The sequence below is a fragment of the Pseudomonas sp. GLN_2 genome (assembly GCF_043106005.1).
Lineage (GTDB): Bacteria > Pseudomonadota > Gammaproteobacteria > Pseudomonadales > Pseudomonadaceae > Aquipseudomonas > Aquipseudomonas alloputida.
Genome location: NZ_JBICMC010000045.1, coordinates 41,832 through 66,702, shown reverse-complemented (window position 1 = coordinate 66,702; position 24,871 = coordinate 41,832). Strand labels below are relative to the sequence as shown.

Genomic DNA, 24,871 nt, shown 5'->3' with positions numbered 1-24,871 from the left:
GATGCGCTCTCTCACCCTCCATCTGAAAGTCCTGATCACCGTGCTGGTGCTATTGGGCGTGGCGGTCACGGCTTATCAGATCTTCGTGCTCGGCATCCCGGTGACCGAGGATGAAACCGACGACCTGTGGAACATTGACGCCAAGGTCGAGTTCGTGGCCAGCAGCAAGGACCCGGTCAAGGTGCAGATGTTCGTGCCACCGCTGAACCGCGACTACGTCAGCCTCAACGAGAGCTTCATCTCCAACAACTACGGGGTCAGCATCAACCGCGCCGACGGCAACCGCAAGGTTACCTGGTCGGCACGTCGCGCCAGCGGCAACCAGACCCTCTACTACCGCCTGGTACTGACCAAGCGCTACAGCAACGAGAAGACCAAGATCAAAGGCCCGACCTTCCGTGACAGCCTGGCCGTCGAAGGCCCCGAGAAGATCGCCGCTGAAGCGCTGATGGCGCCTATACGTCAGCACTCGGCCGACGTCGAGACCTTTGTCAGCGAGACCATCAAGCGGGTCAACAACCTCAACGACGACAACGTCAAGCTGCTGCTGGCCGGCGACACTTCGGCAATGAAGAAGGCCCAGGTCATCGACCTGCTGCTGTCGATCGCCCACGTGCCGATGGAAAAGGTGCACACCATCCGCCTGCTGGCCGACACCCCGCAAACCCCAGAGCTGTGGCTGCGCAGCTTCAACGGCGACGACTGGCTGTACTTCAACCCGGACACCGGTGAGCAAGGCCTGCCGAGCGACCGCCTGCTGTGGTGGACCGGTGACGACAACCTGATCACCGTCGATGGCGGCAAGAAGGCCACTGTCACCTTCAGCATGAACAACAGCGAGATGAACGCCATCCGCCTGGCCAAGCTGACCGACGAGAACACCGACGCCGACTTCCTCGAATACTCGCTGTACGGTCTGCCGCTGCAAACCCAGCAAACCTTCATGATCATGGTCATGATCCCGATCGGCGTATTGGTGATCCTGGTGCTGCGCAACCTGATCGGCATCCAGACCCTGGGCACATTCACCCCGGTGCTGATCGCCCTGGCGTTCCGCGAAACCCAGTTGGGCTTCGGTATCATGCTGTTCACGGTGATCACTGCCCTGGGCCTGTCGCTGCGCTCGTACCTGGAACACCTCAAGCTGCAGATGCTGCCACGCCTGTCGGTGGTATTGACCTTCGTCGTGGTGCTGATTGCCGCCATCAGCCTGTTCAGCCACAAGCTGGGCCTTGAACGCGGGCTGTCGGTAGCACTGTTCCCGATGGTGATCCTGACCATGACCATCGAACGCCTGTCGATCACCTGGGAGGAGCGTGGTGGCGGCCATGCCATGAAAGTGGCCATCGGCACCCTGTTCGCCGCCTCCCTGGCACACCTGCTGATGATGGTGCCGGAGCTGGTGTACTTCGTGTTCACCTTCCCGGCGGTGCTGCTGATCCTGGTGGGCTTCATGCTGGCGATGGGCCGTTATCGCGGCTACCGCCTGACCGAGCTCGTGCGCTTCAAAGCCTTCCTGAAAAAGGCAGACACCTGATGTTTGGCCTGATCAAGACGTGGAAAGCCCTGGAGGCCCGGGGCATCATGGGGATCAACCGACGTAACGCGGACTATGTGCTGAAGTACAACAAGCGCAGCCTGTACCCGATCGTCGACGACAAGATCATCACCAAGGAGCGCGCACTGGCGGCCGGCATCCATGTGCCGGAAATGTACGGCATCATCGAGACCGAAAAAGAGATCGATAAGCTCGACCAGATCATCGGCGGTCGCAGCGATTTCGTCATCAAGCCGGCGCAAGGCGCCGGCGGTGACGGCATCCTGGTAATCGCCGACCGCTTCGAGGACCGCTACCGCACAGTGTCGGGCAAGATCATCAGTCATGAGGAAATCGAGCACCAGATTTCCAGCATCCTCACCGGGCTGTACTCCCTCGGCGGGCACCGCGACCGCGCGCTGATCGAGTACCGCGTGACCCCGGACCAGATTTTCAAGAGCATCAGTTACGAAGGTGTACCGGACATCCGCATCATCGTCCTGATGGGCTACCCGGTGATGGCCATGCTGCGCCTGCCGACTCGCCAGTCTGGCGGCAAGGCCAACCTGCACCAGGGCGCCATCGGTGTGGGTGTCGACCTGGCCACCGGCGTGACCCTGCGCGGCACCTGGCTGAACAACATCATCAGCAAGCACCCGGACACCACCAACGCGGTGGACGGCGTGCAACTGCCGAACTGGGACGGTTTCATGAAGCTGGCCGCTGGCTGCTATGAACTGTGCGGCCTGGGCTATATCGGCGTGGACATGGTGCTTGACCAGGACAAGGGCCCGCTGATTCTGGAGCTCAACGCCCGCCCGGGGCTGAACATCCAGATTGCCAACGACTGCGGCCTGACTCAGCGCACCCATGCCATTGAGGCGCACATCGAAGCACTGGCCAAGGAGGGTGTGACCGAAGACGCCGAGCAGCGGGTACGGGTAGCACAGGGCCTGTTCGGGCATGTGCCTAACCGCTGAAATACAGGGGCTGCCTTGCAGCCCATTCGCAGCACAAGGTTGCTCCTGCAAGCACTGCAGTTGATTCGAGCGCTTCGCTCAACCTGCAGGAACTGCCTTGTGCTGCGTATGAGCCAAACACAATGTTGAATGTCGTACCCAGCGCTAGGCGCTTTTCCTGCACAGGTCTACAATCGCCCTCCTCGCTTTTACATCGCCGTCCATACTGATGCCGACCTGCACGCTACACCCCCTGCCCTACCAGCCCGACCCTGCCGCCTATTTCGCCCACCTGCGCCAGGCCCCCGGTGCGATCCTGCTCGACAGCGCCCGCCCCGGCGCCGAACGCGGGCGTTTCGACCTGCTCAGCGCCTGGCCGCTGCAACAACTGCAGGCGCAGCCCGATGAAGATGGCCGCGTCTTCCTCCAGCGCCTGCGCGCTGGCCTGGCACAACTGGGCCACGCCGACTTGCCCAACGGTGTAGAACTGCCCTTTGCCGGTGGCCTGATCGGCTACCTGAGCTACGACTTCGGCCGCCGCCTGGAACACCTGCCAAGTCTGGCCGTGGACGACCTCGGCCTGCCAGACGCACAACTGGGCCTGTATGACTGGGCACTGGTCAGTGATCATCTGCTCGGCACCAGCCAGCTGGTGTTCCACCCGAGCCTGGCCGGCGACGAACGCGAACGCCTTATCAGCCTGTTCCAGGACACCAGCGCCACCACCGGCGACTTCCGGCTGCTCGCACCGATGGTCGGTGACCTGGAGCCGGAGCAATACAAAACCGCTTTCGACCAGGTACAACGCTATATCCAGGCCGGTGACTGCTACCAGATCAACCTCACCCAACGCTTTCGCGCGCCCTGCCAAGGCGATCCATGGCGAGCCTACCAGGCCCTGCGCCAGGCCTGCCCGACCCCTTTTTCCGGCTACCAGCAACTGGCCGACGGCAGTACCCTGCTGAGCTTTTCGCCCGAGCGCTTCATCCGCGTCAGCCAGGGCCAGGTGGAAACCCGCCCGATCAAGGGCACCCGCCCACGCGCCAGCGACCCGGCTGAAGACCAGCGTAATGCCCAAGAGCTGCTGCACAGCCCGAAGGATCGCTCGGAAAACCTGATGATCGTCGACCTGCTGCGCAACGACCTGGGGCGCACGTGTGAGATCGGCTCAGTGAAGGTACCGGAACTGTTCAGCCTGGAGAGTTACCCCAACGTGCACCATCTGGTCAGCAGCATCACCGGCCAGCTGGCCAGCGACAAGGACGCGCTGGACCTGATCGGCGACAGCTTCCCTGGCGGCTCGATTACCGGCGCGCCGAAAATCCGCGCCATGCAGATCATCGACGAACTGGAACCCGCGCGCCGTGCGCTGTACTGCGGCTCGCTGCTGTATGTGGATGTGCGCGGCGAAATGGACAGTTCGATCGCCATTCGCAGCTTGCTGATCAAAGATGGACAGGTCAGTTGCTGGGGCGGCGGCGCGGTGGTAGCCGACTCGCAGTGGCAGGCCGAGTATGAAGAGTCGATCGCCAAAGTGCGGGTGCTGATGCAGACCCTGCAGGGCTTGTGAGCCCATCTAGACCACGTTTTTTTGTTACCATCCCCCTACTACGAGCGCACAGCGCCACAGCCAAGATGGAAACCGCCTGATGAGCCAACCCTTCGACGTCGCCGCCCTGGCCGCGACCTATGCCAACAAGTCCCCGCAGGACATCCTCAAGCTTGCCTTCGAGCACTTCGGCGATGACCTGTGGATCTCCTTCAGCGGCGCCGAGGATGTGGTGCTGGTCGACATGGCCTGGAAGCTGAACAAGCAGGTAAAGGTATTCAGCCTCGACACTGGGCGCCTGCACCCGGAGACCTACCGATTCATCGACCAGGTACGCGAACAGTACAACCTGCCGATCGAAATCCTCAGCCCGGACCGCGCCAAGCTCGACCCGTTCGTCAAGGAAAAGGGCCTGTTCAGCTTCTACAAGGACGGCCATGGCGAGTGCTGCGGCATTCGCAAGATCGAGCCGCTGCGACGCAAGCTGGCCACCGTCAGCGCCTGGGCCACCGGCCAGCGCCGCGACCAAAGCCCGGGCACCCGCAGCCAGGTGGCAGCACTGGAAATCGACAGCGCCTTTTCCACGCCTGAGCGCACGCTGTACAAGTTCAACCCGCTGGCGCAGATGAGCAGTGAAGAAGTATGGGGTTATATCCGCATGCTCGAGCTGCCGTACAACAGCCTGCACGAGCGTGGCTTCATCAGCATTGGCTGCGAGCCATGCACCCGCCCGGTGCTGCCAAACCAGCATGAGCGTGAAGGGCGCTGGTGGTGGGAAGAGTCGACGCAGAAGGAATGCGGGTTGCATGCGGGCAACCTGATCAGCAAGGCTTGAGATAGCCCGGGCGGTCTGTAGGAGCGGGTTTACCCGCGAAGCAGGCGACGCGGTGCATGGCACCGCCTTTGCCGGTGATCGCGACCAAAGCCGCCCGCTCCCACAGCGGCCCCATCACTCCCGAATCAGTGAACCGGCAGCTCGACACCTTCGAACAACGCTTCCAGCTCTTGCTTGTTATGGCACTGAATGGCCTTGGCCATCACTTCACGGGTCAGGTGCGGGGCAAACTTCTCAATGAAGTCGCACATGAAGCCGCGCAGGAAGGTACCCCGACGGAAGCCGATCTTGGTGATACTGGCTTCGAACAGCTCACTGGCATCCAGCGCCACCAAGTCACTGTCGAGCTTGGCGTCCACAGCCATGCCAGCAACGATACCCACGCCCAGCCCCAGGCGCACATACGTCTTGATGACGTCGGCGTCAGCCGCGGTGAAGACCACTTTTGGCGTGAGGCCGCGGTGATTGAAAGCTTCATCCAATTTCGAGCGCCCGGTGAAACCGAACACGTAGGTGACGATCGGGTATTCGGCGACGGCTTCCAGGGTCAGTTTCGGCAGCTTGGCCAGCGGGTGCCCCTGTGGCACCACAACGCAACGGTTCCACTTGTAGCACGGCATCATGATCAGATCGCCGAACAGCTCCAGCGCCTCGGTGGCGATGGCGAAATCGACCGTACCGTCCGCAGCCATCTCGGCAATCTGCATGGGCGAACCCTGATGCATGTGCAGGGACACCTCCGGATACTGCTTGATAAAGCTGCTGATAACCGGCGGCAACGCGTAGCGCGCCTGGGTGTGGGTGGTGGCGATGGACAGCGTGCCCTTCTTCTCGTTGGAGAACTCTTGGGCAATCTGCTTGATGCTCTCGACCTTGCGCAGGATTTCGCCTGCGGTATTGATGATGCGCTCACCGGCCGGGGTCACGCGGGTCAGATGCTTGCCGCTGCGGGCAAAGACTTCAACACCCAATTCGTCTTCGAGCAGGCGGATCTGCTTGCTGATACCTGGCTGGGAGGTATACAGGCTCTGCGCCGTCGCGGAGACGTTGAGGTCATGGTGCGCCACTTCCCAGATGTAGCGCAGTTGTTGAAGCTTCATAGGTTTCCCTCGGTTCAGCGGTGAGTCCGCGGCAGCAGGCAGCGACGATATATAACTATATTAGTGGTTCTGGAAATAAATCTAGAACTATTTTGTTACATGCCCACGGAAACGGACTGCACCTATCTTCACGTTTTCCTACGCCCCAGATGCTGCGCCAAGGGCACCATGTACACCGGCACCGGCGACAGCTGCAGCAGCCGCACCGCCGTGCGCCCCAGCGGTACATCCACCCCGGCACCGGCACTGTGGCTACCGAATATCAACAGGTCGACGCTTAGCCGCTGGGCCTGGTCGAGAATCACCTGCGCCGGGTCGCCCTGACGCACACGCACGGCCTTGATCACCGCCAGGTCAGCCTCTTCGCCCAGCTCGTCGCGAAAGTTTTCCAGCACACGCTGCTCTATGTTCGCCATCACGGTGTTCACCCCCTGGCTGTGCAATTGATCGAGCGTCTGCTCATCGAGGTAACTTTGCAGGAGGGATTCGGCGAACTGGCCCATCGGCTCGACCGCGTGGATCACATACAACTCGGCACCGAACGTGCGCGCCAGGGCCAGCGCGTGTTGCATCACGAAAGGGGCGTAGACACCGAGGTCGGTGGCGTACAGCATGGAGCGGATCATTCGACCTCCTCGACTGCCGCAGCGGCAGAGCAAGCTTCAGCTTAGCAGCGCGCCGGACGCTCGCTTTGCCGTCCGGCGCGCTGCCGCCGTGGGCTGGAGGGCCCCGCCGAAGCCTCGGCCACCCTCAGGCAGGCCGGTTGCTGCTGTCGATGAAACTCAGCGCTTGGTACAGCATTTCAATGCGCGGCATGCTGCAGCCTGCCGCCCGAGCGCGTGCCAACGGCTCGGCGTAAATGGCCCCCAGCTCCAACGGGCGTTTGTGGACATGGTCGTGATGCATGCTCGGCCAGTAGTCAGGCATGCGCTCGGTCACCTGGAACAAGTGCTCGGCATAGCCCTCGGGCAGTACATGGCCACAGGCTGCCGCCCCCTGCACCACCTCGGCCATCAAGGCCTGTATCAGCTCGCGGCTATTGCTGTCGGCCATCAGTGGCGAAGTGCTGGCCCCCAGCAGCACCGACAGCCCGTTGTAAGGCACGTTCCACACCAGCTTCTGCCAGCGCGCCAAGGCCAGGTTCGGCATGGCCTGCGAGTCGATCCCCGCCGCCTGGAACAACCCGGCGCCTTCACTCACCAGCGCAATACCGCAGTCGGTGGCCGGCCCGCTGTGATACCCCAGGTTGACCGCCCCCAGCGCCTGGTGGCGGATTACACCTGGCGCCTGGCGGTTGACGCAGATGAAGCACAGGCCGCCGAGCAGGTGCATGTCGCTACGCAAGGCCGGACGCAACTGCTCCTCGACACCCAGGCCGTTCTGCAACAGCACCACCTTGGCGCCGGGCGCAGCAGCCTGGACGATCAACGGTGCCAACTGCTCGTTGCTGGTGGCCTTGGCCCCGATCAGAAGCCAGTCACAGGGCGGCATGTCGGCGGCGCTGACGTAAGCCTGCACACTCATGTGCAGTGCGCCATGCACGGCACTGTCCAGGCTCAGCCCGCGCTCACAAACGGCCTGGTACTCGCTGCGCAACAGAAAATGCACATCGAAACCGGCGCGAGCCAGCATCAACCCATAAAAGCCGCCGATGGCGCCACTGCCGATGATGCCGATGCGAGGGGGGAGCGAATGCATGCCAATCTCCAGGTAAAGGGTCAGCACTCTTTTTACACAGGTTACGTAGCCCTGGGCAGTCCATTCGCACGCAACCCCCTCGCTCAGGTAAAAACCCCACAATGACTGGGTTCAGCCCATTGTCGTGCCATCTGTAACGCGCTAAGGTTCGGCTCCCCGCTGCGATTATTCTTGCTGCTGGGCCGCACGGGGATAGTTGGCGGCCGGCACCCGTGACCTGACGAGTAACACGATGGCTGATTTACCGATCGATGACTTGAACGTTGCCTCCAACGAGACCCTGATCACCCCTGATCAGCTCAAGAAGGAAATCCCCCTCAGCGCCAAGGCCCTGCAGACCGTGACTGCCGGCCGTGAAGTGGTGCGCAATATTCTCGACGGCAAGGACCATCGCCTGTTCGTCGTGGTCGGGCCTTGCTCCATCCACGACATCAAGGCCGCCCACGAATACGCCGAGCGCCTGAAAGTGCTGGCCGAAGAAGTGTCCGATACGCTGTACCTGGTCATGCGCGTGTACTTCGAAAAGCCGCGCACCACCGTCGGCTGGAAAGGCCTGATCAACGATCCGTACCTGGATGACTCGTTCAAGATCCAGGACGGCCTGCACATCGGCCGCAAGCTGCTGCTGGACCTGGCCGAAATGGGCCTGCCGACCGCCACCGAAGCGCTCGACCCGATTTCCCCGCAGTACCTGCAAGACCTGATCAGCTGGTCGGCCATCGGTGCCCGCACCACCGAATCGCAAACACACCGCGAGATGGCCTCGGGCCTGTCCTCGGCGGTGGGCTTCAAGAACGGCACCGACGGCGGCCTGACCGTTGCCATCAATGCCCTGCAGTCGGTGTCCAAGCCGCACCGCTTCCTGGGCATCAACCAGGAAGGCGGCGTGTCGATCGTCACCACCAAGGGCAACCCATACGGCCACGTGGTACTGCGCGGCGGCAATGGCAAGCCGAACTACGACTCGGTCAGCGTCGCCCTGTGCGAACAGGACCTGGCCAAGGCCAAGATCAAGGCCAACATCATGGTCGACTGCAGCCATGCCAACTCCAACAAGGACCCGGCCCTGCAACCGCTGGTGATGGAGAACGTCGCCAACCAGATCCTCGAAGGCAACCAGTCGATCATCGGCCTGATGGTCGAAAGCCACCTGAACTGGGGCTGTCAGTCCATTCCGAAAAACCTGGACGAGTTGCAGTATGGCGTGTCGATCACGGACGCCTGCATCGACTGGTCGGCGACCGAGAAAACCCTGCGCAGCATGCATGCCAAACTCAAGGATGTGCTGCCGCAGCGTAAGCGCGGCTGAACATTGCGGGAATAAAAAACGCCGGGCACTGCCCGGCGTTTTTTGTTGTGTCGGGTGCCTGTCGTCAGCTCAGGCCTTGCTCGAATGCCGCTGCTGGCGCTCCATGTAACGCTCCACATACGAGCAAGACGGGATCACCGTGTAGCCCATCTGCTCGGCGTACTCCAGCGCCCGCTCGGTCAGGGCGGCAGCGATCCCACGGCCGCGCAGGGCGTTGGGCACGAAGGTGCGATAGATGTCCAGCGTCTGCTTGCCCAGATCCATGTACGTCAGGTAGGCACGATGACCGTCCACGTTGGTCTCGAACTGATGACCGGCCTGGTCATGGTGGATGGTCAGCGCTTCGCTCATCACTACTCCTCGCAGGTCTTCTCGGCAGACCCTTACCTTAACCGATGGTGGTTTATCCGGCACAGAATCCTCTACGCCACCTGTTGCCGCTTCGACCATTGGACGATTGTAATCGTTCGGATCGTCTGGCACTCACAAGATAGTAGGCACCACGAGCGGGATTGCTCAAGGTGGTGGCGGTTAAAAAAGGTCGAAACGCCGCCCGGGCGACTTTTCCAAGCCCGCCCAACAGCCACCGGATGTTCTAGGGCTTAAGACGCTGATCGACAGTTAAAGTCACCCTTAGTTCAACAAAAAAGTTCCCTTACCACAACCGCTTGCGAACCCTGCACCTTTTTTTCACAGACACGTCGCAAATCTTGTCGGCGCGGAGTCAAGCAACATTTTTTTTGCAGTTCTTGCGCTCAGTCAGTTTACTTACTACAAGTAATGGGTACTATGTACGCCGGCCAGTTTCTCTTTCCTGAGAGATGGCTATTTAATAGAAAGTCCTTGAAGGGGAACACGATGAACAACGTTCTGAAATTCTCTGCTCTGGCTCTGGCCGCAGTTCTGGCTACCGGTTGCAGCAGCGTATCCAAAGAAACCGAAGCTCGTCTGACTGCGACTGAAGACGCAGCAGCTCGCGCTCAAGCTCGTGCTGACGAAGCCTACCGTAAGGCTGACGACGCAATGGCAGCCGCTCAGAAGGCTCAGCAGACCGCTGACGAAGCCAACGAGCGCGCTCTGCGTATGCTGGACAAAGCCAGCCGCAAGTAATAATCCTCACGGATTGTTAAGAAGCCGACCCACTTGTGGGTCGGCTTTTTTATTGCCTTTGAATCCGACAAACGCGGCCAGCAGGTACGAAAAGGCCTGCACTAAGGCAGGCCTGGGTGTGTCGAAAGTACCTTACTGCAGTTCGGGCGGAATGCTGGACACCATCGGTGCAGCCCCTTGGTTTTCCACCGGCACGGCAATTTCTACCGGCATGCCATCTTCTGCAGCCACCACGTCACGTACCATGTCCCAGTTCATGCGTAGGTTATTGGCCAGGTCTTCACGCTTGAGCAAGGCATTGATAACTGCGGTGTGTTTGTCGACCACTGACGGATTACCCTGGTCATCCAGCGGCGTGTGTGCCTCAAGATAGACCTTGCCGGCGCTGATACCAAACTTGTAAGGCTCGTTGATGATGCGCACTGGCGTCCCCACCGGCACCATCTTCGACAGTTCAAGCACGTTGTTGTTGAACATGCGGAAGCAACCGTGACTGGTGCGCATGCCAATGCCGAACTTCTTGTTCGAACCATGGATCAGATAGCCCGGTACGCCCAAGGTGAACTTGAACGGCCCCAGCGGGTTGTCCGGGCCAGCCGGCACCACCGTCGGCAGGATGTCACCGTCCTCGGCGTGCTCTTTGCGAATCGAAGCGGGCGGCGTCCAGGTTGGGTTGGGCGTCTTGGCGGTGATCTTGGTGTTGGCGATCGGCGACCCCCATCCCTCGCGACCAATGCCCAGCGGGAAGGTGTACACCACGCTCTCCCCCTTGGGGAAGTAGTACATGCGGTACTCGGCCAGGTTGATGACGATGCCTTCGCGCGGGCCCGGCGGCAGAACAAAACGGGTCGGTAGGATGATCTCGGTGCCGGCGCCCGGCAGCCAAGGGTCCACGCCGGGGTTGGCGGCAATCATTTCCAGGTAGCCGAGGTCGTTTGCGGTGCCGATATCGGCGAACGTGTCCTCGTACTTTGCCTTGATCACATGCACCTGGCCGACGATGTCTTCACCGGGCGGTGGCAGTGGCAGCTCCAGCGCAGCAGCGGGGCCCGCTACCAACAGGGCGGCCAGGGACAGGCTACGGGTGACGGCAGGAAAGCGCGGCAACATCCGGTAAATCCTTCGAAAGATGGGTCAAGAGGATCGATTGTACACCCGCGCCGATGCAAGCGGGAGGCATTGGCACGTTGCAAGCGTTTCAGATGATGAAAGGCGCCTGTCGTTCAGCTGCCATGCAGCTCAGGCCACACCGGGCGCATGCCGCGTCGCTGGGCATCGAGGATGGCACGGCACAGCTCACACAGGCGGCCATCGCGGTAGATCGATCGCGGCACCCCCGACCAACGCGGCTGGGCTGGCAGCAGGCCGCCACACAAGGTACGGTCGACCGGCACGCCCAGCTCAAGCTGGCGGGCCACGAGGTGGACGCGGATTTCCTGGCAGGCGAACAGGTCGAGCTGCTCGTCGGGCTCGATCAGTTGGTAGGCATACAGGGACCAGGCAGGGCGCGGCATTTGGAGCACTCGAAACGGGGGGCGCAACATTAGCCGAAAGGCGCCCCCGTTTAAAGCTTCACAGCAAGGGTTTTATCGCTGGCCAGGCATTTTCCAGCAGGCGCTGCTGAGCCCCCTGGGCCGGATGGATGCCATCAGCCTGCATCAGTTCAGGTACGCCCCCTACCCCTTCGAGGAAAAACGGCACCAAGGGAACCTGTTTGTCCGCTGCCAGCTGTTCATACACCTTGGCAAAGGCGGTGGTGTAACGCACACCATAATTGGGCGGCAGGCGCATGCCCAATAGCAGCACCTTGGCCCCTGCCTGACGCGAACGCTCGATCATCGAGGCAAGATTTTGTTGCAATTGTGCAGGCGGCTGCCCGCGCAGGCCATCGTTGCCGCCCAGCTCCAGCACCACCAGGCTCGGTTTATGTGCTGCAAGCAGCGCCGGCAGCCGCGCCTGGCCACCTGCGCTGGTATCGCCACTGATCGAAGCATTGACCACTTTGTCGTCAAAACCTTCGTCCCTGAGGCGGGCCTGCAAGAGAGACACCCAGCCCTGACGGCTATCCAGGCCAAAACCGGCGCTGATACTATCGCCAACAACCAGCAGTGTTCCTGCCGCTGCGCTCTGGGCCAGGCAATACAGGGCCAGACCGGCACTCAACCACCACACTCGCATCGGATTCTCCATGAGCCCCAGCATTCTCGTTGCGCAGAACCTTAGCAAAGTGGTCCCCAGCGCGGAAGGTGACCTTACCATCCTCCACGCACTGTCTCTCGACCTGGCCCAAGGCGACAGCCTGGCCATCGTCGGCGCCTCGGGCTCTGGCAAGTCGACCCTGCTCGGTTTGCTCGCCGGCCTCGACCGCCCCAGCGCTGGCAATGTCGTGCTCGCCGGCCACGACCTGGGGCCACTGGATGAAGACCAACGCGCCCGTGTGCGCGCCGAACATGTGGGTTTCGTGTTCCAGTCGTTCCAGCTGCTCGACAGCCTCAATGCACTGGAAAACGTCATGCTGCCACTGGAGCTGGACGGCCGCCGCGATGCCCGCGAACAGGCTCGCACTTTGCTGGAGCGGGTCGGCCTGGGCAAGCGCCTGAGCCACACACCTCGACAGCTGTCGGGCGGCGAGCAGCAGCGCGTGGCAATCGCCCGCGCCTTCGCCGCGCAGCCTGCGGTGCTGTTCGCCGATGAGCCCACCGGCAACCTCGACAGCCACACCGGCGAACGCATCAGCGACTTGTTGTTCGAGCTGAACAAGGAGCGCGGCACTACCTTGGTGCTGGTCACCCATGACGAACGCCTGGCCCGCCGTTGCCGGCGCCAGATCCGCCTGGACGCGGGCCGCCTTGTGGCGCCGACGGAGGCCCGGTGAGCCGTATGCCGCTGTCCCGCCTGTGTGGCCTGGCACTGCGCCAGTTGCTGCGCGATGTTCGCGCCAGTGAAGTGCGCGTGCTGTTCTTTGCCCTGTTGGTGGCGGTAGCTGCCAGCACCGCCATCGGCTATTTCGGCGCCCGCCTAAACGGCGCCATGCAGCTGCGCGCCAGCGAGTTCCTGGGCGCCGATCTGGTCCTGCAGGGCAGCGCCCCGGCCCGCGAGCAACAACTCGATGCCGGCAAGGCACTGGGCTTGCGCCATGCACGCGTGGTCGAGTTCACCAGCGTGGTCGGCGGCGACAATGGCATCCAGCTGTCCAGCGTAAAGGCCGCCGACGGCGCCTACCCCTTGCGCGGGCAAGTACGCAGCGCTCCGGCACCTTATGCCGAAGAAACACCCGGCGGCGGCCCTGCCCCTGGCGAAGTGTGGGTCGAACCACGCCTGTTGGCAGCACTGGGGCTGGCAATCGGCGACAGCATCGACGTGGGCATGAAAACCCTGCGCATGAGCCGTGTGCTTACCTACGAACCGGACCGCGCCAACAACTTCTACAGCCTTACCCCGCGCGTGATGATGAACCTGGCCGACCTGGAGGCCACCGGCGTGATCCAGCCGGGCAGCCGGGTCACCTACCGTGACCTGTGGCGCGGCGATGCCGAGGCACTGGCGCAATACCGTCACACCGTGGAAAAAGACCTGGCCGCCAACCAGCGCCTGCGTGACACCCGTGATGGCAACCAACAGATCGGCGGTGCGCTGGGCAAAGCCGAACGCTACCTGAACATGGCCAGCCTGGTAGCTGTGCTGCTGGCAGGCGTGGCCGTGGCACTGTCGGCCAGTCGCTATGCCGCACGCCGACTGGACGCCAGCGCCCTGCTGCGCTGCCTGGGCCTGTCGCGCCACCAGGCATTGGGCTTGTATTGCTTGCAACTGGCCATGCTCGGCCTGGTCGCTGCCCTGGCCGGCGCCTTGCTCGGCTGGCTGGCTCAGCTGGGCCTGTTCCGCCTGCTGCACGGCTTGCTGCCGAGCGTGGTGCCCGCTGGCGGCATCGTCCCTGCGCTGGCAGGTATCGGTACCGGGCTGGTGGCACTGGCTGGCTTTGCCCTGCCGCCGATTGCGGCGCTGGGCCAGGTGCCGCCACTGCGCGTGCTGCGCCGTGACCTGCTGCCGATACCTGCGAGCAGTTGGCTGGTGTACGGTGCCGCCCTGCTCGCCCTGGGCCTGATCATGTGGCGCCTGAGCCTCGATCTGCTGCTCACCTTCGCCCTGCTCGGTGGCGGCCTGGTCGCTGCACTTCTGCTCGGCGGCCTGCTGTTGCTCGGTTTACGCAGCCTGCGCCAGCTGCTGGCCGGTGCGCCACTCACCTGGCGTCTGGGGCTGGGCCAGCTATTGCGCCACCCCATGGCGGCAGCAGGCCAGGCCCTGGCATTCGGCCTGATACTGCTGGCCATGGCCTTGGTCGCCCTGTTGCGCGCAGAGCTGCTCGATACCTGGCAGGCACAACTACCCAAGGATGCGCCCAACCACTTCGCCCTGAACATCCTGCCAGATGACCGTGAGCCGTTCATTCAACACCTGCATCAGGTCAATGCCGCTTCAGCGCCGCTGTACCCGGTGACGCCCGGGCGCCTGGTGCAAATCAACGAAAAACCGGTACAGCAGGTGGTCAGCAAGGACTCGGCAGGCGAGCGCGCCGTGCAGCGCGACCTCAGCCTGACCTGGGCCGCCGAGTTGCCCGAAGGCAACGTGCTGACCGCAGGCAGTTGGTGGCAAGCCTTGCCAGCCGACAACGATATCCCCGGGGTTTCGGTGGAGGCGGAACTGGCCAGCAGCCTGAAACTACAGATGGGCGACCTGCTGACGTTCGATATTGGCGGCCAGCAGCGCCAGGCCCGCGTCAGCAGCCTGCGCAACGTGCATTGGGACAGCTTCCAGCCGAACTTCTACATGATCTTCCAGCCTGGCACGCTGCAGGGGCTGCCGACCACTTACCTGACCAGCTTCTACCTGGCACCGGGGCATGACCTGGATGTCGTCGCGCTGTCACGGGCGTTTCCGGCGGTGACCATCCTGCAGGTGGATGCCTTGCTCGACCAGCTGCGCAGCATTCTCGCCCAGGTAACCCTGGCGGTGGAGTATGTGCTGCTGTTCGTGCTGGCCGCGGGGCTGGCAGTGCTGTTCGCCGGCTTGCAGGCCACGCTGGACGAGCGCATTCGCCAAGGGGCACTGTTGCGCGCACTGGGCGCGGCGCGGCCCTTGCTGGTCAAGGCCCGGCGGATCGAGTTCGGCCTGCTGGGTGCGGCCAGCGGGCTATTGGCGGCCGTGGGCTGCGAACTGATTACCTGGGTGCTGTACCGCTATGCCTTCGACTTGCAGTGGAGCCCGCACCCGTGGCTGCTGGTGTTGCCGCTGACAGGGGCACTGCTGGTAGGGGGTGCGGGGGTGCTGGGAACGCGGCGTGCGTTGAATGCCAGCCCGCTGGCGGTGTTGCGCGAGGCTTGAGGCCTGGCTGTCAGCGCTTCTGCCGGGACAGCACATGCCTCAAGCTGACGCAAGACGGGCCAGTCAGTCCGTCGAGACTGACTGGCCGTAACGGATGCTGCTCACATACCAGGTCGCTTCACCGGTAGGTGTATGCACCACCACCTCATCACCCTCCTCCTTCTTCAGCAAGGCACGGGCCATGGGCGAATCGATCGAGATGTAATCGTTGCGCCCGTAGATCTCGTCGTAGCCGACAATGCGAAACTTCATGGTCTCGCCCTCGTCGTTCTCGATCTCAACCCAGGCACCGAAAAACACTCTGCCTTCCTGCTCGGGCGAGTACGCCACCACTTTCACATCTTCAAGCCGCTTGCGCAGGTATCGCACCCTGCGGTCGATTTCGCGCAGCAGCTTCTTGTTGTACTGGTAGTCCGCGTTCTCGCTGCGGTCACCCAACGAAGCGGCCCAGGCAACCTTTTGGGTGATTTCCGGACGATACACCCGCCACAGGTGGTCCAGCTCTTTCTTCAGCGCCTCATGGCCTTCTGTGGTGATGATATTGGTGCTCAATAGCGCATTCCTCAGCGGCGGGTAATCAGGCCTTGACGCGCGATGCGGGTGAGATGGCCGATGACTTCGGCGGCCTCGTCCGGTGCCGGCGCCTGGATCACAGCCAGGTCGAAACGGTCATTGCCATACTGCGCGAGGTGGCAGCCACTGTCGGCGAACTGGATCAGAAAGGCACGCGCCTGCCCCTTGCGCCGTGACAGGCCTTCAAGATGACGCAAAAGGGTGGGTTGATGCCGGCCGCCGAGCAGGATGCGCGGTGTGCGGGACGCCTGGCTGGCAGGCAAAGGGCTCAAACAGACACTGGTACGTGGGCAACTCATGGAGCTTCTCTCCGCCTCGCGAATCCCGCTGGGCAGCGGTGGGAGGCGTCACCGAACCAGCGCTTTAGCGGTATTTCGGACGGCCCGGAGGTGGGGCTTTCCTGCGCCCCGCAAGTAGCTGTTTAAATCGGCGCAGGCGGTATGCTAGAGCGATGAGCCCCAAGTTGCAAGCGACAAGCCGCAAGCAAGAACACGCCGAGTATTGGCCCGCGCTTGCCTGCGGCTCGTAGCTCACAGCGTGCAGCTGATTACCGGGCGATCAGGCGGTCGAGCGAGAAGCGGCCAGCGCCTTCGATCATGACTGCAACAGTGCCGGCCAACAGCGCCAGAGCGAACTCATAGCCGTTGTTGGACATGAACAGGCCGTTGCCGATGTGCACCGAAACGATCGCCACTACCAAGGTCACCGTCAGCGCCAGGGCCGCCGGGCGAGCCAGCAGGCCGACCACCAAGGCCAGGCCGCCGAAGAATTCGGCACTGCCGGACAGCAGGGCCATCAGATAACCCGGCGCCAGGCCGATGCTTTCCATCCATTGGCCGGTGCCTTCCAGGCCGTAGCCACCGAACAGGCCGAAGAGTTTTTGCGCACCATGAGCCATGAAGATGATGCCGACCAGGATGCGGATAACGCTCAAGCCAGCGCCAGCACGTGTAGAGAACAGCGCGTTGAGGGTAGTGTTGTTCATGTCGAAGCGTCCTTGAAGTGGAGCAGTTGTGTGGGTATGGGCGCCATCATAATCAATTCTATTGATATGAAAATCGCAAAAAACCCAACATAACAATCGATAAAATCGATGCTTAACGCTTCACCACGCGCTCCAGTGCCGCGCGTTCGCGGTTGAACGCCAGGTAGTACTTGTTGATGCTATTGACGAAATTGACCGGTCCCATCCCCACTTGCTCCATGGCGATACGTTCGGTCTGGAAAAACCACTGGTTGCCGTTGAGGCCCCGTCGTCGAGCCTCTGCACGCATGGCCTGAACCCGCTCGGGGCCGAGGTTGTAGGCTGCCAGCACAAAGGCCATACGCTCACGCTCGTTGATCTTGGCACTGGCAAAAAACTTGCGCCGGATAAGCGCCAGGTAACGGGCACTGGCCAGGACATTGCCATCTACCGTCGCAGTATTGCTCACCCCCACCCGCTGGGCCGCCGAAGGGGTAATCTGCATCAGGCCATGGGCACCGCCAGTACCGCGTGCAGCCGGGTTGAGCGTCGACTCCTTGAAGGCCAGCGCAGCCAGGTTGAGCCAGTCGATCTGTTGCGCCTGGCCATGCTTCTGCAACACCGCCCGTACCGATGCCAGACGCTGGCGGTCCTTGCTGGCCAACGGGTTGTGTACCCGGTACTGGCGGCGGTAGATGCGCTCGAACGCCGCATCCTGGTTATCTGGCGCGCGGTAGCCTTGCAGAAAGTGATCAACTGCGGCCAACAATTGCGGGGCATCACGCCCGACATACCAGCGCATGGCTTGCGGCGCACCCAGGCGCACCCGGCTGTCCAGGCGCAGGCGCGGCATAACCCGGGCCCAACGCCGGGCAATGGGCTGCTCGACCACGGTCAGGTGGTAGATGCCTGCCTGTACCATCTCCAGCACATCCTCCACCGCCAGCGTCGAATCGACCCACTCCACTTTGATCGGCGGCCGCTTGCGCAGTGCCAGTTGCTGGTTGACCTGCTGGATCAATGGTCCGGCGGCACTGGCGCTGGTCAACGCCACGGTACGCCCTGACAGCTGTTCGACCTTGCTGAAACTTCGCTCGCCTTTGCGCCCGACCAGCATCAGCGGCACTTGGTCGAGTATCGGCGCGCTGCTACGAACACCATTCACGGTAGTGGGGTCAAGCAGCTCGCCTGGCGCGGCCAGGTCACCCTCGCCGCGGGCCAGGGCGCCCAGCAACTGTTCCTTGGCCCGCGGGATGAGCTTTAGCTGGATCTGCTGGTCGTCAGCGGTGCGAGCATTGAGGAAATGCTCCAGGGCACGCAGGCGATAATACTCGATGCCGACTGGCTCGCCCTTGACCTCACCAGAGCTGTTGCGGCTCTGGTTGACCAGCACTCGCAGTACTTTGCTGGTGCGAATCTGCGGCAGGTCACGCACCTTGGCAGGCGGTATGTTTTGCTGCGGCCCCGGCGAGCGCGCCTGGGCGGGACCGGCAAAGGCCAACCCCAGCGTCAGCAGAAAAATGAGCCAGCATCGCTGCATGCGAAAACGTGTCCGTGGTCGGTGAGCGGCATTCATGGGTTGCACCGCCAAGTGATAAACGACGGTAAATGACCACGGCAACAGCATGAAGTTCTTGGTTTTTTCAGAAAAACGCGCTTTTTGCTATGCTGGCCGCCCCGCGGCACGAGATAGCACCATGCAACTGATCGATATCGGCGTCAACCTGACCAACAGCAGTTTCCACGACCAACAGGCCGCAATCGTCGAGCGCGCGCTGGAGGCCGGCGTTACGCAAATGCTGCTGACAGGCACCAGCCTGGCGGTCAGCGAACAAGCCCTGGAACTGTGCCAACAACTGGATGCAAGCGGCGCGCACCTGTTCGCCACGGCCGGCGTGCACCCTCACGATGCCAAGGCCTGGGATGCCGACAGCGAGCGCCAGCTGCGACGGTTGCTGAGTGAACCGCGCGTATGCGCGGTGGGCGAATGCGGCCTGGATTTCAACCGCGACTTTTCCCCTCGCCCGCTGCAGGAAAAAGCCTTGGAAGCCCATCTGACACTGGCTGCGGAGCTGCGCCTGCCGGTGTTCCTGCACGAGCGCGATGCCAGCGAGCGCTTGCTGGCGATTCTCAAGGACTACCGCGACCACCTGACCGGCGCGGTGGTGCACTGCTTCACCGGTGAGCGTGAGGCGCTGTTCGCTTACCTGGACCTGGACCTGCACATCGGCATTACCGGCTGGATCTGCGACGAACGCCGCGGCACCCACCTGCACCCGCTGGTGGGCAACATTCCTCAAGGCCGGCTGATGCTGGAAAGCGACGCGCCCTACCTGCTGCCGCGCAGCTTGCGGCCCAAGCCCAAGAGCGGGCGCAACGAGCCGGCGTTCTTGCCGGAGGTACTGCGCGAGGTGGCCTCGCATCGCGGTGAATCAGCCGAGCACACGGCGGCGCATACGACGGCAACGGCGCGGGCTTTCTTCCAGCTCCCCTGAGTCTCGCGTGTTTCTGCGGGGCGGGTGAGCACAGTTGATATGCATCAACACATGTCTAGGAGGATGAGGGCACAATGATGGCACCTTGCCAATATTGTTTCCGCTCAACTCAGAGAAGACCTGCCCATGGGTGCCTGGCTTAGCAATGTTTCCCTGAAGTACAAGTTCTGGGCCGTCAACGCAGTGGCCTTTGTCACCACCTTGCTGCTGGTGCTGTACGCCGTGCACCTGGAGCAACGCGCACGTGCCGAGGCGGCTCAGAGCCAGGCGGTCGCACAAGCCCAGTTGCTGGCCGCCTGGCCAGCCGGGCAAGCCCTGCCACGCCCGGCCAACGTCATCAGTTGGTCAACCGGGCAAACGCCAACCTACGCCGGGGAGGCGCTCGATGCCCTGCGCAACGCCCAAGGCTGGGTAGCATTGCCGAGCGCCTGGGTCCTCGGCGAAAACCCACTGCGTGGCGCACAGGTGCTGCGCAGTGGCGACCAGCAGTTAGCTGTGCTGGCCCAGTCACCCAGTTTGCGCCAGGTCTTCTTCGATCGTTTCAGCAATTACGCGGTGTGTGTGCTGATCCTGATGCTGGCCATGCTCGGCGCCTCCCAACTGCTGATCCGCTTCCTGCTCAGCCAACTCAACACCCTCAAGGACGTGATGCTGCACGTGGAAAAGACCGGCGACCTGTCGGCCCGCGTACCGCTAGCCAGTGGCGACGAGGTCGGCCAGATGGCTGGGGCCTTCAACGCCATGCAGTCCACCTATCACCGCGTGGTCAGCACCGTCGCCCACAGCGCAGCACAGTTGGACTCGGGCGCTGCACGCCTGGCCGCCAGCATGAGCGACGTACGCCATGGCATGCTCGGCCAGCAGAGTGAAACCGACCAGGCCGCCACTGCCATCAACGAAATGTCGGCGACCGTGCACCACATTGCCCAGCACGCCGGTGCCACCCGCGATTTGTCACAAACCGCCGACACCTTGGCCGGCAGCGGTCAAGCGGTGGTCAGCCGAGTGCAGGATTCGATTTCCGGGCTTTCCAGCGGCGTGCAACAAACTGCCGAGATGATTCGACAACTAGCCGAGGACAGCCAGAAGATCAACGGTGTAGTCAGTGTGATCCACAGTATTGCCGAACAGACCAACTTGCTGGCGCTTAACGCTGCCATCGAAGCCGCGCGCGCCGGCGACCTGGGCCGTGGCTTTGCCGTGGTGGCCGATGAAGTGCGCAACTTGGCCAAACGCGTGCAAACCTCCACGGATGAGATCACCACCATGGTTTCGGCCCTGCAGTCGGGCACCCGCGATGCGGTGGAGTTCATGCAGGAGAGCTCGTACAAGGCCGACGACTGTGTGCGTCAGGCACAGGAAGCCGGTGAGGCGCTGGCTGAAATCACCGGTGCCGTGGCGCAGATGCGCGAAAGCAATACCCAGATCGCTGTAGCGGCCGAGCAGCAAAGCCAGGTAGCCGAGGAAATGAACCGCGCGGTGGTCAGCATCCGCGATGTCACCGAGCGGACCGTGCAGCAGACGGTCGGCTCGGCGACCACCAGCAGCGAACTGGCGACCCTGGCCGGCGAACTGAACAAGGCCATTGGCCAGCTCAAGCTATAGTCACCATAGCCAGCTTCGATTGGCCCCCGCGTGGGGGCCGCACTAAGCTTTGGGCATGACCGAGAGGAAATCCCCATGAGCAAACGCCTGCCCAATCTTCCCGCCTGGCAATGGCGCGGCTACCACCATAATCACCGCCACCCGGCCAACCTGGTGCTGCACCTGATTGCTGTGCCGTTGTTCATTCTAGGGACACTACTGGTGCTGTCCGGCCTGTTCGGTTTCGACCTCGGCCAGATCGCGGTGGGCGTGATTGCCCTGGTCGCCGCGCTGGGCCTGCAGCGCCAAGGCCACCGCCTTGAAGCCCAGCAGCCCGAGCCGTTCGCCAACCGCCAGGATGCCGTGCAGCGCTTACTGACCGAGCAGTTCATCACCTTTCCGCGCTTTGTGGTGAGCGGGGCCTGGTGGAGGGCCTGGCGCGAACGGCACAAGCACCGCCACTGAGCCAGCTGCCGGAGCGCTCCTTGTGAGCCGCCTGGTAAGGATCAGGCGAAAACGGTGACGGTCTGCCGACTCAAGGCCAACAACTCGCCCTGCGCCGTCCACAACGCCGCGGCAGCATGACCATAGCCATCCCGCGCATGCTCGGTTTCCACGCAGTACCGACACCATTCCTGGGTCGAAAGCTTCGCCGTTGGCTGGATGAACTCGATGGTCCAGGTCAGCGTACTGCCCGCAGCAGGCTGCTTGAGAAACGGCATAAGGCTGGGCGGCCACGCATCCACCAACGCCAGCAAGTGCGCCTCGTTCACCGGCTCGTCAGCCACATCCCGCAAACGCACCCAGCCGCCCATCTTGCGCGACTGATTGCCACTGAACGGCAGCCCGCCTATTGCCCAGCGCAGGGCCACGTGGCGCATGAACTCCGGGGTAACGCCTTTGATATAGGGCAACTCCGGGGCCGCCTCTTCGAGCGCAGGCATTTCAATGGCCGGTAACGCCGGCACTTCGACCACCGAAGGGCGGCCTGCACCGAAATTGCCCTGCACCAAAGTCACCACCTGGCCATCCTGAACAGCGCGGCCCAGCAACGTGCTAACCGCCTTGCCTTCGCGCAAAACCTCCACCTCGAAGCGGATGGGCACATCCGCCGCCGCTGGCGCCACGAAGCTGATGGCCAATGAGCGTACCGGGCGGCTGTCGCAGAGCCTAAGGCGCATGGTTTCATACACCATGGCCGCCATCAAGCCGCCAAAGGCAGCGCGCCCCTGGGCCCAGCTGGGCGGAATGCTGACGGAATCCGGGTTGGCGCGCACGGCGTCGAGCAGTTGGTTGAAATTCATTGGCCGGCTCCTGCCTGCAAAGAAAAGGTCCGCTCATCCTAGCCAGCAAACGCTGGCCAATCAGCCCGCATATCGGTCATTTTCCGTGATAACGCCGCGCCAGCGCCTCTTGCAGGGCATCCAGCGTCACATCTGACTGGCGCTCCGCCTCATGCAACTCCTGCTCCCAATCAGCCTTGCAGGGGAGCAGGTCGGCATGATCGCGGGCTTGCAGCAGCCATTGCAGGCGGTCGTGCCAATCCCCCAGGTTGCCCTGTGCCTTTTTCAACAGACGTTGCAGTTTCTTCCCTGCGTGATCGAGTTGCGGGTAGGCCTCGTCGCCATAGCGTGCACGCTTGATCAACAAACGCAGGCGGTGGCGATCGTGAGCCGGGTCCTGCAACGCTTTGTGCAACTTGCGCCACTGCTTGACCAAGCGCTTGTCGATGCGTTTGCCCAGCGACTTGACCAGCCCCTCCCGGCCCGCCGCTCGCAGGAACAATGGAAAGGCGTCGAGAATTGCCAATACCCTGGCCAGCTGTGGGCTGGCAGCGACACTGGCGAAAGTCCTGTCTCGCCCCTCCAGACGCCGCTGGCCGGCTGCCGCATGACCGCGCCTGATCAGCTCGGCCGCCAGCACCTCGCGATCACGCAGCGGCGTGGTAAGGGTCCCCAGCGAACGTGCAGCATCCTCCAGCTGCTCCACGCCAGGCAGCCCACGCAGCGGCCTCAGCAGACTGCGCAGGCGCCGCAAGGTGATACGCAGGTCGTGCAAGGCTTCGCTGTCAGTATTGGCAGCCAGGCGTTCACGACAGGCCAGCAAGCGCACCTGCAAGGTCAGTATCTGGGCAACGACATGGTCGAGCATGGCAGACATACGATGCTCCCTGTTCAGCGCCCGGCGCGAGATTCACGAATGTAGAATCGCGCCTTTTCAGCTTTGCGGGTACAGCTTTCGTAGCCTTCGAACTGCTGCTGGGTCTTGGCCCCCGTCAGCAGTGACAAGGCCTTGGAATAACTTACAGCACCGGCAAAGCCTTCGGCCTTGGCCAGGTCCAGCTCCTTCCAGGCGGCATCCAGCTGGGTCGCGCAGCTGTCACGGTAGGCCGTCTTGCCCGCGCAGCCAGCTAGGGCCAAGACAATCAGTGGAAGGCAGATCCAGGCTTTCATCAGTAATACCTCTATGGAAAAACGGTGGCTGTTCGACGCTCCGACAGCTGGAAAGTGCCATGCCCAGCCGGCTTTGCCTGGCCAGTTTTATTACAGTAGCTCAGCACGATCTACATTGAAGCACAGGCAGCGATGGGTGCATTGTAGGACCATGATGGCACTGGCCGGGGAAAGTTCATGAGCAAACGTGTGGCACTGGTACTGGGATCGGGCGGCGCCCGAGGGTATGCGCACATCGGCGTGATTGAGGAAATCGAGCGCCGCGGCTACGACATAGCCTGCGTCGCAGGGTGTTCCATGGGCGCGGTGATTGGCGGTATCTATGCCGCCGGCAAGCTGGACGAGTATCGCAACTGGATCGAAAGCCTCGACTACCTGGATGTGCTGCGCCTGGTCGACGTCAGCTTTCGCCTCGGTGCGATTCGCGGCGACAAGGTGTTCGGGCAGATCCGCAAGATCGTCGGCGAGATAAACATCGAGCAACTGCGCATACCCTACACCGCAGTGGCCGCCGACCTTACCAACCAGCAGGAAATCTGGTTCCAGGAGGGTTGCCTGCATCAGGCCATGCGCGCCTCAGCGGCCATTCCCAGCCTGTTCACGCCAGTGATGCAAGGCAACCGCATGCTTGTCGACGGTGGCATCCTCAACCCGCTGCCAATCGTGCCGGTGGTGTCCAGCCATTGCGACCTGATCATCGCGGTCAACCTCAACGCCACCAACCAGAAGCAGTACCAGTTGCCGGTGATCGAGCGCCCGGCGGCATTCAAGATGCGCTTTGACGCCTTGTTGAGCTCGCTGGGTTCCCGCTTGCCATTCCGGCGCAAACCGGCGGAAGAGCTGATCCGCATCGAAAAGGAAATCGTCGCCGAGGGGTTGGCACCGCCAAGCCCGTGGCTTGCCGACAGCGCCGACCCGGAAAACCAGCAACCGGCAGCGGCCCCGGAGCGCGAGGGCGCACCGAAGTCGGCCACCGGCTCTTTCATCATCGACAACGTGGGGCCAGCCTCGCTGTTGGACTTGATCAACCAGAGCTTCGAGGTCATGCAGACTTCGTTGGCACAGTACAAGATTGCCGGCTATCCACCGGATGTGCTGATCAACGTGCCCAAGCGGGTGTGCCGGTTTTTCGAGTTCTACAAAGCGCCGGAGCTCATCGCCCTGGGGCGAGAGATTGCACGCGATACGCTGGACAGTTATGAAGGGGTGAAGCGGTAGCACCTGGTTGGCGTCGCCCCTGAAGGCGGTGTGGTCTTCGACAATGACCGTGCTCGCGGCTGGCGAAAACGAAACAGGCCGCACGAGGCGGCCTGTTTCTTCATGCAA

26 protein-coding genes are annotated in these 24,871 nt (G+C 62.5%); 12 read left to right on the top strand and 14 right to left on the bottom strand.

The features are described 5' to 3' along the window. The first annotated feature begins 1 nt into the window (after window position 1). The 4 genes from ACF8Q6_RS12545 to ACF8Q6_RS12530 all read left to right on the top strand — a co-directional run bounded on the left by ACF8Q6_RS12545 (window position 2) and on the right by ACF8Q6_RS12530 (window position 4,880). Entirely contained in the window at window positions 2-1,537 is a 1,536-nt protein-coding gene (locus ACF8Q6_RS12545; RefSeq protein WP_012053057.1) for an inactive transglutaminase family protein, read from the top strand. Further along, on the top strand, window positions 1,537-2,517 hold the full coding sequence (locus ACF8Q6_RS12540) for an alpha-L-glutamate ligase-like protein (RefSeq protein WP_003250303.1): 981 nt from the start codon (window positions 1,537-1,539) through the stop codon (window positions 2,515-2,517). The genes ACF8Q6_RS12545 and ACF8Q6_RS12540 overlap by 1 nt, the downstream gene beginning before the upstream one ends. Before the next feature lie 208 nt (window positions 2,518-2,725). Continuing rightward, window positions 2,726-4,066, top strand: a complete 1,341-nt coding sequence (gene pabB, locus ACF8Q6_RS12535) for an aminodeoxychorismate synthase component I (protein WP_392490727.1) — start codon at window positions 2,726-2,728, stop codon at window positions 4,064-4,066. Between the two features lie 79 nt (window positions 4,067-4,145). Then, window positions 4,146-4,880 carry a phosphoadenylyl-sulfate reductase gene (locus ACF8Q6_RS12530; protein WP_003250299.1) on the top strand — a complete coding sequence of 245 codons (735 nt, stop codon included), beginning with the start codon at window positions 4,146-4,148 and terminating at the stop codon, window positions 4,878-4,880. A gap of 125 nt (window positions 4,881-5,005) precedes the next feature. Here the strand turns inward: ACF8Q6_RS12530 and cysB are convergent, their stop codons facing one another. From cysB to ACF8Q6_RS12515, 3 genes are all read right to left on the bottom strand, one after another. Continuing rightward, window positions 5,006-5,980 (bottom strand): HTH-type transcriptional regulator CysB, encoded by a 975-nt coding sequence (cysB, locus tag ACF8Q6_RS12525; RefSeq protein ID WP_003250297.1) that lies wholly within the window; start codon window positions 5,978-5,980, stop codon window positions 5,006-5,008. Window positions 5,981-6,108: 128 nt separating this feature from the next. Next, on the bottom strand, window positions 6,109-6,606 hold the full coding sequence (locus ACF8Q6_RS12520) for a universal stress protein (protein WP_003250295.1): 498 nt from the start codon (window positions 6,604-6,606) through the stop codon (window positions 6,109-6,111). A gap of 124 nt (window positions 6,607-6,730) precedes the next feature. Continuing rightward, entirely contained in the window at window positions 6,731-7,678 is a 948-nt protein-coding gene (locus tag ACF8Q6_RS12515) for a putative 2-dehydropantoate 2-reductase (RefSeq protein WP_392491257.1), read from the bottom strand. A gap of 232 nt (window positions 7,679-7,910) precedes the next feature. Here ACF8Q6_RS12515 and ACF8Q6_RS12510 point away from each other — a divergent pair, with 232 nt between their 5' ends. After that, window positions 7,911-8,987 (top strand): 3-deoxy-7-phosphoheptulonate synthase, encoded by a 1,077-nt coding sequence (locus tag ACF8Q6_RS12510; protein ID WP_003250292.1) that lies wholly within the window; start codon window positions 7,911-7,913, stop codon window positions 8,985-8,987. A gap of 69 nt (window positions 8,988-9,056) precedes the next feature. On the opposite strand, the gene ACF8Q6_RS12505 is transcribed toward ACF8Q6_RS12510, so the two are convergent. After that, window positions 9,057-9,338 (bottom strand): GNAT family N-acetyltransferase, encoded by a 282-nt coding sequence (locus ACF8Q6_RS12505; RefSeq protein ID WP_003250290.1) that lies wholly within the window; start codon window positions 9,336-9,338, stop codon window positions 9,057-9,059. Between the two features lie 507 nt (window positions 9,339-9,845). Here ACF8Q6_RS12505 and ACF8Q6_RS12500 point away from each other — a divergent pair. Next, window positions 9,846-10,097 (top strand): Lpp/OprI family alanine-zipper lipoprotein, encoded by a 252-nt coding sequence (locus ACF8Q6_RS12500; RefSeq protein WP_003250288.1) that lies wholly within the window; start codon window positions 9,846-9,848, stop codon window positions 10,095-10,097. 132 nt (window positions 10,098-10,229) lie between these two features. Here ACF8Q6_RS12500 and ACF8Q6_RS12495 read toward each other — a convergent pair whose 3' ends face one another. From ACF8Q6_RS12495 to ACF8Q6_RS12485, 3 genes are all read right to left on the bottom strand, one after another. Then, on the bottom strand, window positions 10,230-11,207 hold the full coding sequence (locus ACF8Q6_RS12495) for a L,D-transpeptidase family protein (protein ID WP_110159754.1): 978 nt from the start codon (window positions 11,205-11,207) through the stop codon (window positions 10,230-10,232). Between the two features lie 113 nt (window positions 11,208-11,320). Beyond that, window positions 11,321-11,611 (bottom strand): hypothetical protein, encoded by a 291-nt coding sequence (locus tag ACF8Q6_RS12490; protein WP_003250283.1) that lies wholly within the window; start codon window positions 11,609-11,611, stop codon window positions 11,321-11,323. A gap of 58 nt (window positions 11,612-11,669) precedes the next feature. Next, window positions 11,670-12,275, bottom strand: coding sequence for an arylesterase (locus ACF8Q6_RS12485; RefSeq protein ID WP_003250280.1), 606 nt, complete (start codon window positions 12,273-12,275; stop codon window positions 11,670-11,672). A gap of 10 nt (window positions 12,276-12,285) precedes the next feature. Here ACF8Q6_RS12485 and ACF8Q6_RS12480 point away from each other — a divergent pair, with 10 nt between their 5' ends. Next, window positions 12,286-12,972 carry an ABC transporter ATP-binding protein gene (locus tag ACF8Q6_RS12480; protein ID WP_014753835.1) on the top strand — a complete coding sequence of 229 codons (687 nt, stop codon included), beginning with the start codon at window positions 12,286-12,288 and terminating at the stop codon, window positions 12,970-12,972. Then, entirely contained in the window at window positions 12,969-15,476 is a 2,508-nt protein-coding gene (locus ACF8Q6_RS12475) for an ABC transporter permease (protein WP_004576792.1), read from the top strand. Before ACF8Q6_RS12480 ends, ACF8Q6_RS12475 begins: the two co-directional genes overlap by 4 nt. A 63-nt stretch (window positions 15,477-15,539) precedes the next feature. Here the strand turns inward: ACF8Q6_RS12475 and greB are convergent, their stop codons facing one another. The 4 genes from greB to ACF8Q6_RS12455 all read right to left on the bottom strand — a co-directional run bounded on the left by greB (window position 15,540) and on the right by ACF8Q6_RS12455 (window position 18,553). After that, the gene (greB, locus tag ACF8Q6_RS12470) at window positions 15,540-16,028 is read right to left on the bottom strand and encodes a transcription elongation factor GreB (protein WP_392491256.1); all 489 of its coding nucleotides are present in this window, start codon (window positions 16,026-16,028) and stop codon (window positions 15,540-15,542) included. Window positions 16,029-16,039: 11 nt separating this feature from the next. Next, window positions 16,040-16,348, bottom strand: coding sequence for a hypothetical protein (locus ACF8Q6_RS12465; protein WP_003250272.1), 309 nt, complete (start codon window positions 16,346-16,348; stop codon window positions 16,040-16,042). 248 nt (window positions 16,349-16,596) lie between these two features. Beyond that, on the bottom strand, window positions 16,597-17,034 hold the full coding sequence (locus ACF8Q6_RS12460) for a DoxX family protein (protein ID WP_014861840.1): 438 nt from the start codon (window positions 17,032-17,034) through the stop codon (window positions 16,597-16,599). 112 nt (window positions 17,035-17,146) lie between these two features. After that, a complete protein-coding gene (locus tag ACF8Q6_RS12455) occupies window positions 17,147-18,553 on the bottom strand; it encodes a transglycosylase SLT domain-containing protein (RefSeq protein WP_392491255.1) in 1,407 nt (468 codons plus the stop codon). 157 nt (window positions 18,554-18,710) lie between these two features. Here ACF8Q6_RS12455 and ACF8Q6_RS12450 point away from each other — a divergent pair, with 157 nt between their 5' ends. The 3 genes from ACF8Q6_RS12450 (at window position 18,711) to ACF8Q6_RS12440 (ending at window position 21,557) form a co-directional block, all read left to right on the top strand. Then, on the top strand, window positions 18,711-19,508 hold the full coding sequence (locus ACF8Q6_RS12450; protein WP_392491254.1) for a TatD family hydrolase: 798 nt from the start codon (window positions 18,711-18,713) through the stop codon (window positions 19,506-19,508). Window positions 19,509-19,634: 126 nt separating this feature from the next. Further along, window positions 19,635-21,113, top strand: coding sequence for a methyl-accepting chemotaxis protein (locus tag ACF8Q6_RS12445; RefSeq protein WP_003250263.1), 1,479 nt, complete (start codon window positions 19,635-19,637; stop codon window positions 21,111-21,113). Window positions 21,114-21,188: 75 nt separating this feature from the next. Next, window positions 21,189-21,557, top strand: a complete 369-nt coding sequence (locus ACF8Q6_RS12440) for an Mpo1-like protein (RefSeq protein WP_004576795.1) — start codon at window positions 21,189-21,191, stop codon at window positions 21,555-21,557. Window positions 21,558-21,598: 41 nt separating this feature from the next. Here ACF8Q6_RS12440 and ACF8Q6_RS12435 read toward each other — a convergent pair whose 3' ends face one another. The 3 genes from ACF8Q6_RS12435 to ACF8Q6_RS12425 form a co-directional block, all read right to left on the bottom strand. Beyond that, a complete protein-coding gene (locus ACF8Q6_RS12435; protein WP_392491253.1) occupies window positions 21,599-22,396 on the bottom strand; it encodes an acyl-CoA thioesterase in 798 nt (265 codons plus the stop codon). 76 nt (window positions 22,397-22,472) lie between these two features. Continuing rightward, window positions 22,473-23,252, bottom strand: a complete 780-nt coding sequence (locus tag ACF8Q6_RS12430) for a CHAD domain-containing protein (protein ID WP_392491252.1) — start codon at window positions 23,250-23,252, stop codon at window positions 22,473-22,475. A gap of 14 nt (window positions 23,253-23,266) precedes the next feature. Next, window positions 23,267-23,545: a hypothetical protein gene (locus ACF8Q6_RS12425; RefSeq protein WP_012053067.1), complete on the bottom strand. Its 279-nt coding sequence runs from the start codon at window positions 23,543-23,545 to the stop codon at window positions 23,267-23,269. A 177-nt stretch (window positions 23,546-23,722) separates the two neighbouring features. On the opposite strand from ACF8Q6_RS12425, the gene ACF8Q6_RS12420 reads away from it, so the two are divergent. Then, window positions 23,723-24,763 carry a patatin-like phospholipase family protein gene (locus ACF8Q6_RS12420; RefSeq protein WP_003250250.1) on the top strand — a complete coding sequence of 347 codons (1,041 nt, stop codon included), beginning with the start codon at window positions 23,723-23,725 and terminating at the stop codon, window positions 24,761-24,763. Window positions 24,764-24,871: the final 108 nt, after the last annotated feature.

Coding starts and splice junctions, on each gene's coding strand:
- ACF8Q6_RS12495 (WP_110159754.1), bottom strand. CDS start 11,207: ATGTTGCCGCGCTTTCCTGCCGTCACCCGTAGCCTGTCCCTGGCCGCC.
- ACF8Q6_RS12485 (WP_003250280.1), bottom strand. CDS start 12,275: ATGCGAGTGTGGTGGTTGAGTGCCGGTCTGGCCCTGTATTGCCTGGCC.
- ACF8Q6_RS12430 (WP_392491252.1), bottom strand. CDS start 23,252: ATGTCTGCCATGCTCGACCATGTCGTTGCCCAGATACTGACCTTGCAG.
- ACF8Q6_RS12435 (WP_392491253.1), bottom strand. CDS start 22,396: ATGAATTTCAACCAACTGCTCGACGCCGTGCGCGCCAACCCGGATTCC.
- ACF8Q6_RS12420 (WP_003250250.1), top strand. CDS start 23,723: ATGAGCAAACGTGTGGCACTGGTACTGGGATCGGGCGGCGCCCGAGGG.
- ACF8Q6_RS12520 (WP_003250295.1), bottom strand. CDS start 6,606: ATGATCCGCTCCATGCTGTACGCCACCGACCTCGGTGTCTACGCCCCT.
- pabB (WP_392490727.1), top strand. CDS start 2,726: ATGCCGACCTGCACGCTACACCCCCTGCCCTACCAGCCCGACCCTGCC.
- ACF8Q6_RS12530 (WP_003250299.1), top strand. CDS start 4,146: ATGAGCCAACCCTTCGACGTCGCCGCCCTGGCCGCGACCTATGCCAAC.
- ACF8Q6_RS12505 (WP_003250290.1), bottom strand. CDS start 9,338: ATGAGCGAAGCGCTGACCATCCACCATGACCAGGCCGGTCATCAGTTC.
- ACF8Q6_RS12450 (WP_392491254.1), top strand. CDS start 18,711: ATGCAACTGATCGATATCGGCGTCAACCTGACCAACAGCAGTTTCCAC.
- ACF8Q6_RS12510 (WP_003250292.1), top strand. CDS start 7,911: ATGGCTGATTTACCGATCGATGACTTGAACGTTGCCTCCAACGAGACC.
- cysB (WP_003250297.1), bottom strand. CDS start 5,980: ATGAAGCTTCAACAACTGCGCTACATCTGGGAAGTGGCGCACCATGAC.
- ACF8Q6_RS12445 (WP_003250263.1), top strand. CDS start 19,635: ATGGGTGCCTGGCTTAGCAATGTTTCCCTGAAGTACAAGTTCTGGGCC.
- ACF8Q6_RS12455 (WP_392491255.1), bottom strand. CDS start 18,553: ATGCAGCGATGCTGGCTCATTTTTCTGCTGACGCTGGGGTTGGCCTTT.
- ACF8Q6_RS12490 (WP_003250283.1), bottom strand. CDS start 11,611: ATGCCGCGCCCTGCCTGGTCCCTGTATGCCTACCAACTGATCGAGCCC.
- ACF8Q6_RS12515 (WP_392491257.1), bottom strand. CDS start 7,678: ATGCATTCGCTCCCCCCTCGCATCGGCATCATCGGCAGTGGCGCCATC.
- ACF8Q6_RS12545 (WP_012053057.1), top strand. CDS start 2: ATGCGCTCTCTCACCCTCCATCTGAAAGTCCTGATCACCGTGCTGGTG.
- ACF8Q6_RS12500 (WP_003250288.1), top strand. CDS start 9,846: ATGAACAACGTTCTGAAATTCTCTGCTCTGGCTCTGGCCGCAGTTCTG.
- ACF8Q6_RS12540 (WP_003250303.1), top strand. CDS start 1,537: ATGTTTGGCCTGATCAAGACGTGGAAAGCCCTGGAGGCCCGGGGCATC.
- ACF8Q6_RS12460 (WP_014861840.1), bottom strand. CDS start 17,034: ATGAACAACACTACCCTCAACGCGCTGTTCTCTACACGTGCTGGCGCT.
- ACF8Q6_RS12480 (WP_014753835.1), top strand. CDS start 12,286: ATGAGCCCCAGCATTCTCGTTGCGCAGAACCTTAGCAAAGTGGTCCCC.
- ACF8Q6_RS12425 (WP_012053067.1), bottom strand. CDS start 23,545: ATGAAAGCCTGGATCTGCCTTCCACTGATTGTCTTGGCCCTAGCTGGC.
- ACF8Q6_RS12440 (WP_004576795.1), top strand. CDS start 21,189: ATGAGCAAACGCCTGCCCAATCTTCCCGCCTGGCAATGGCGCGGCTAC.
- ACF8Q6_RS12465 (WP_003250272.1), bottom strand. CDS start 16,348: ATGAGTTGCCCACGTACCAGTGTCTGTTTGAGCCCTTTGCCTGCCAGC.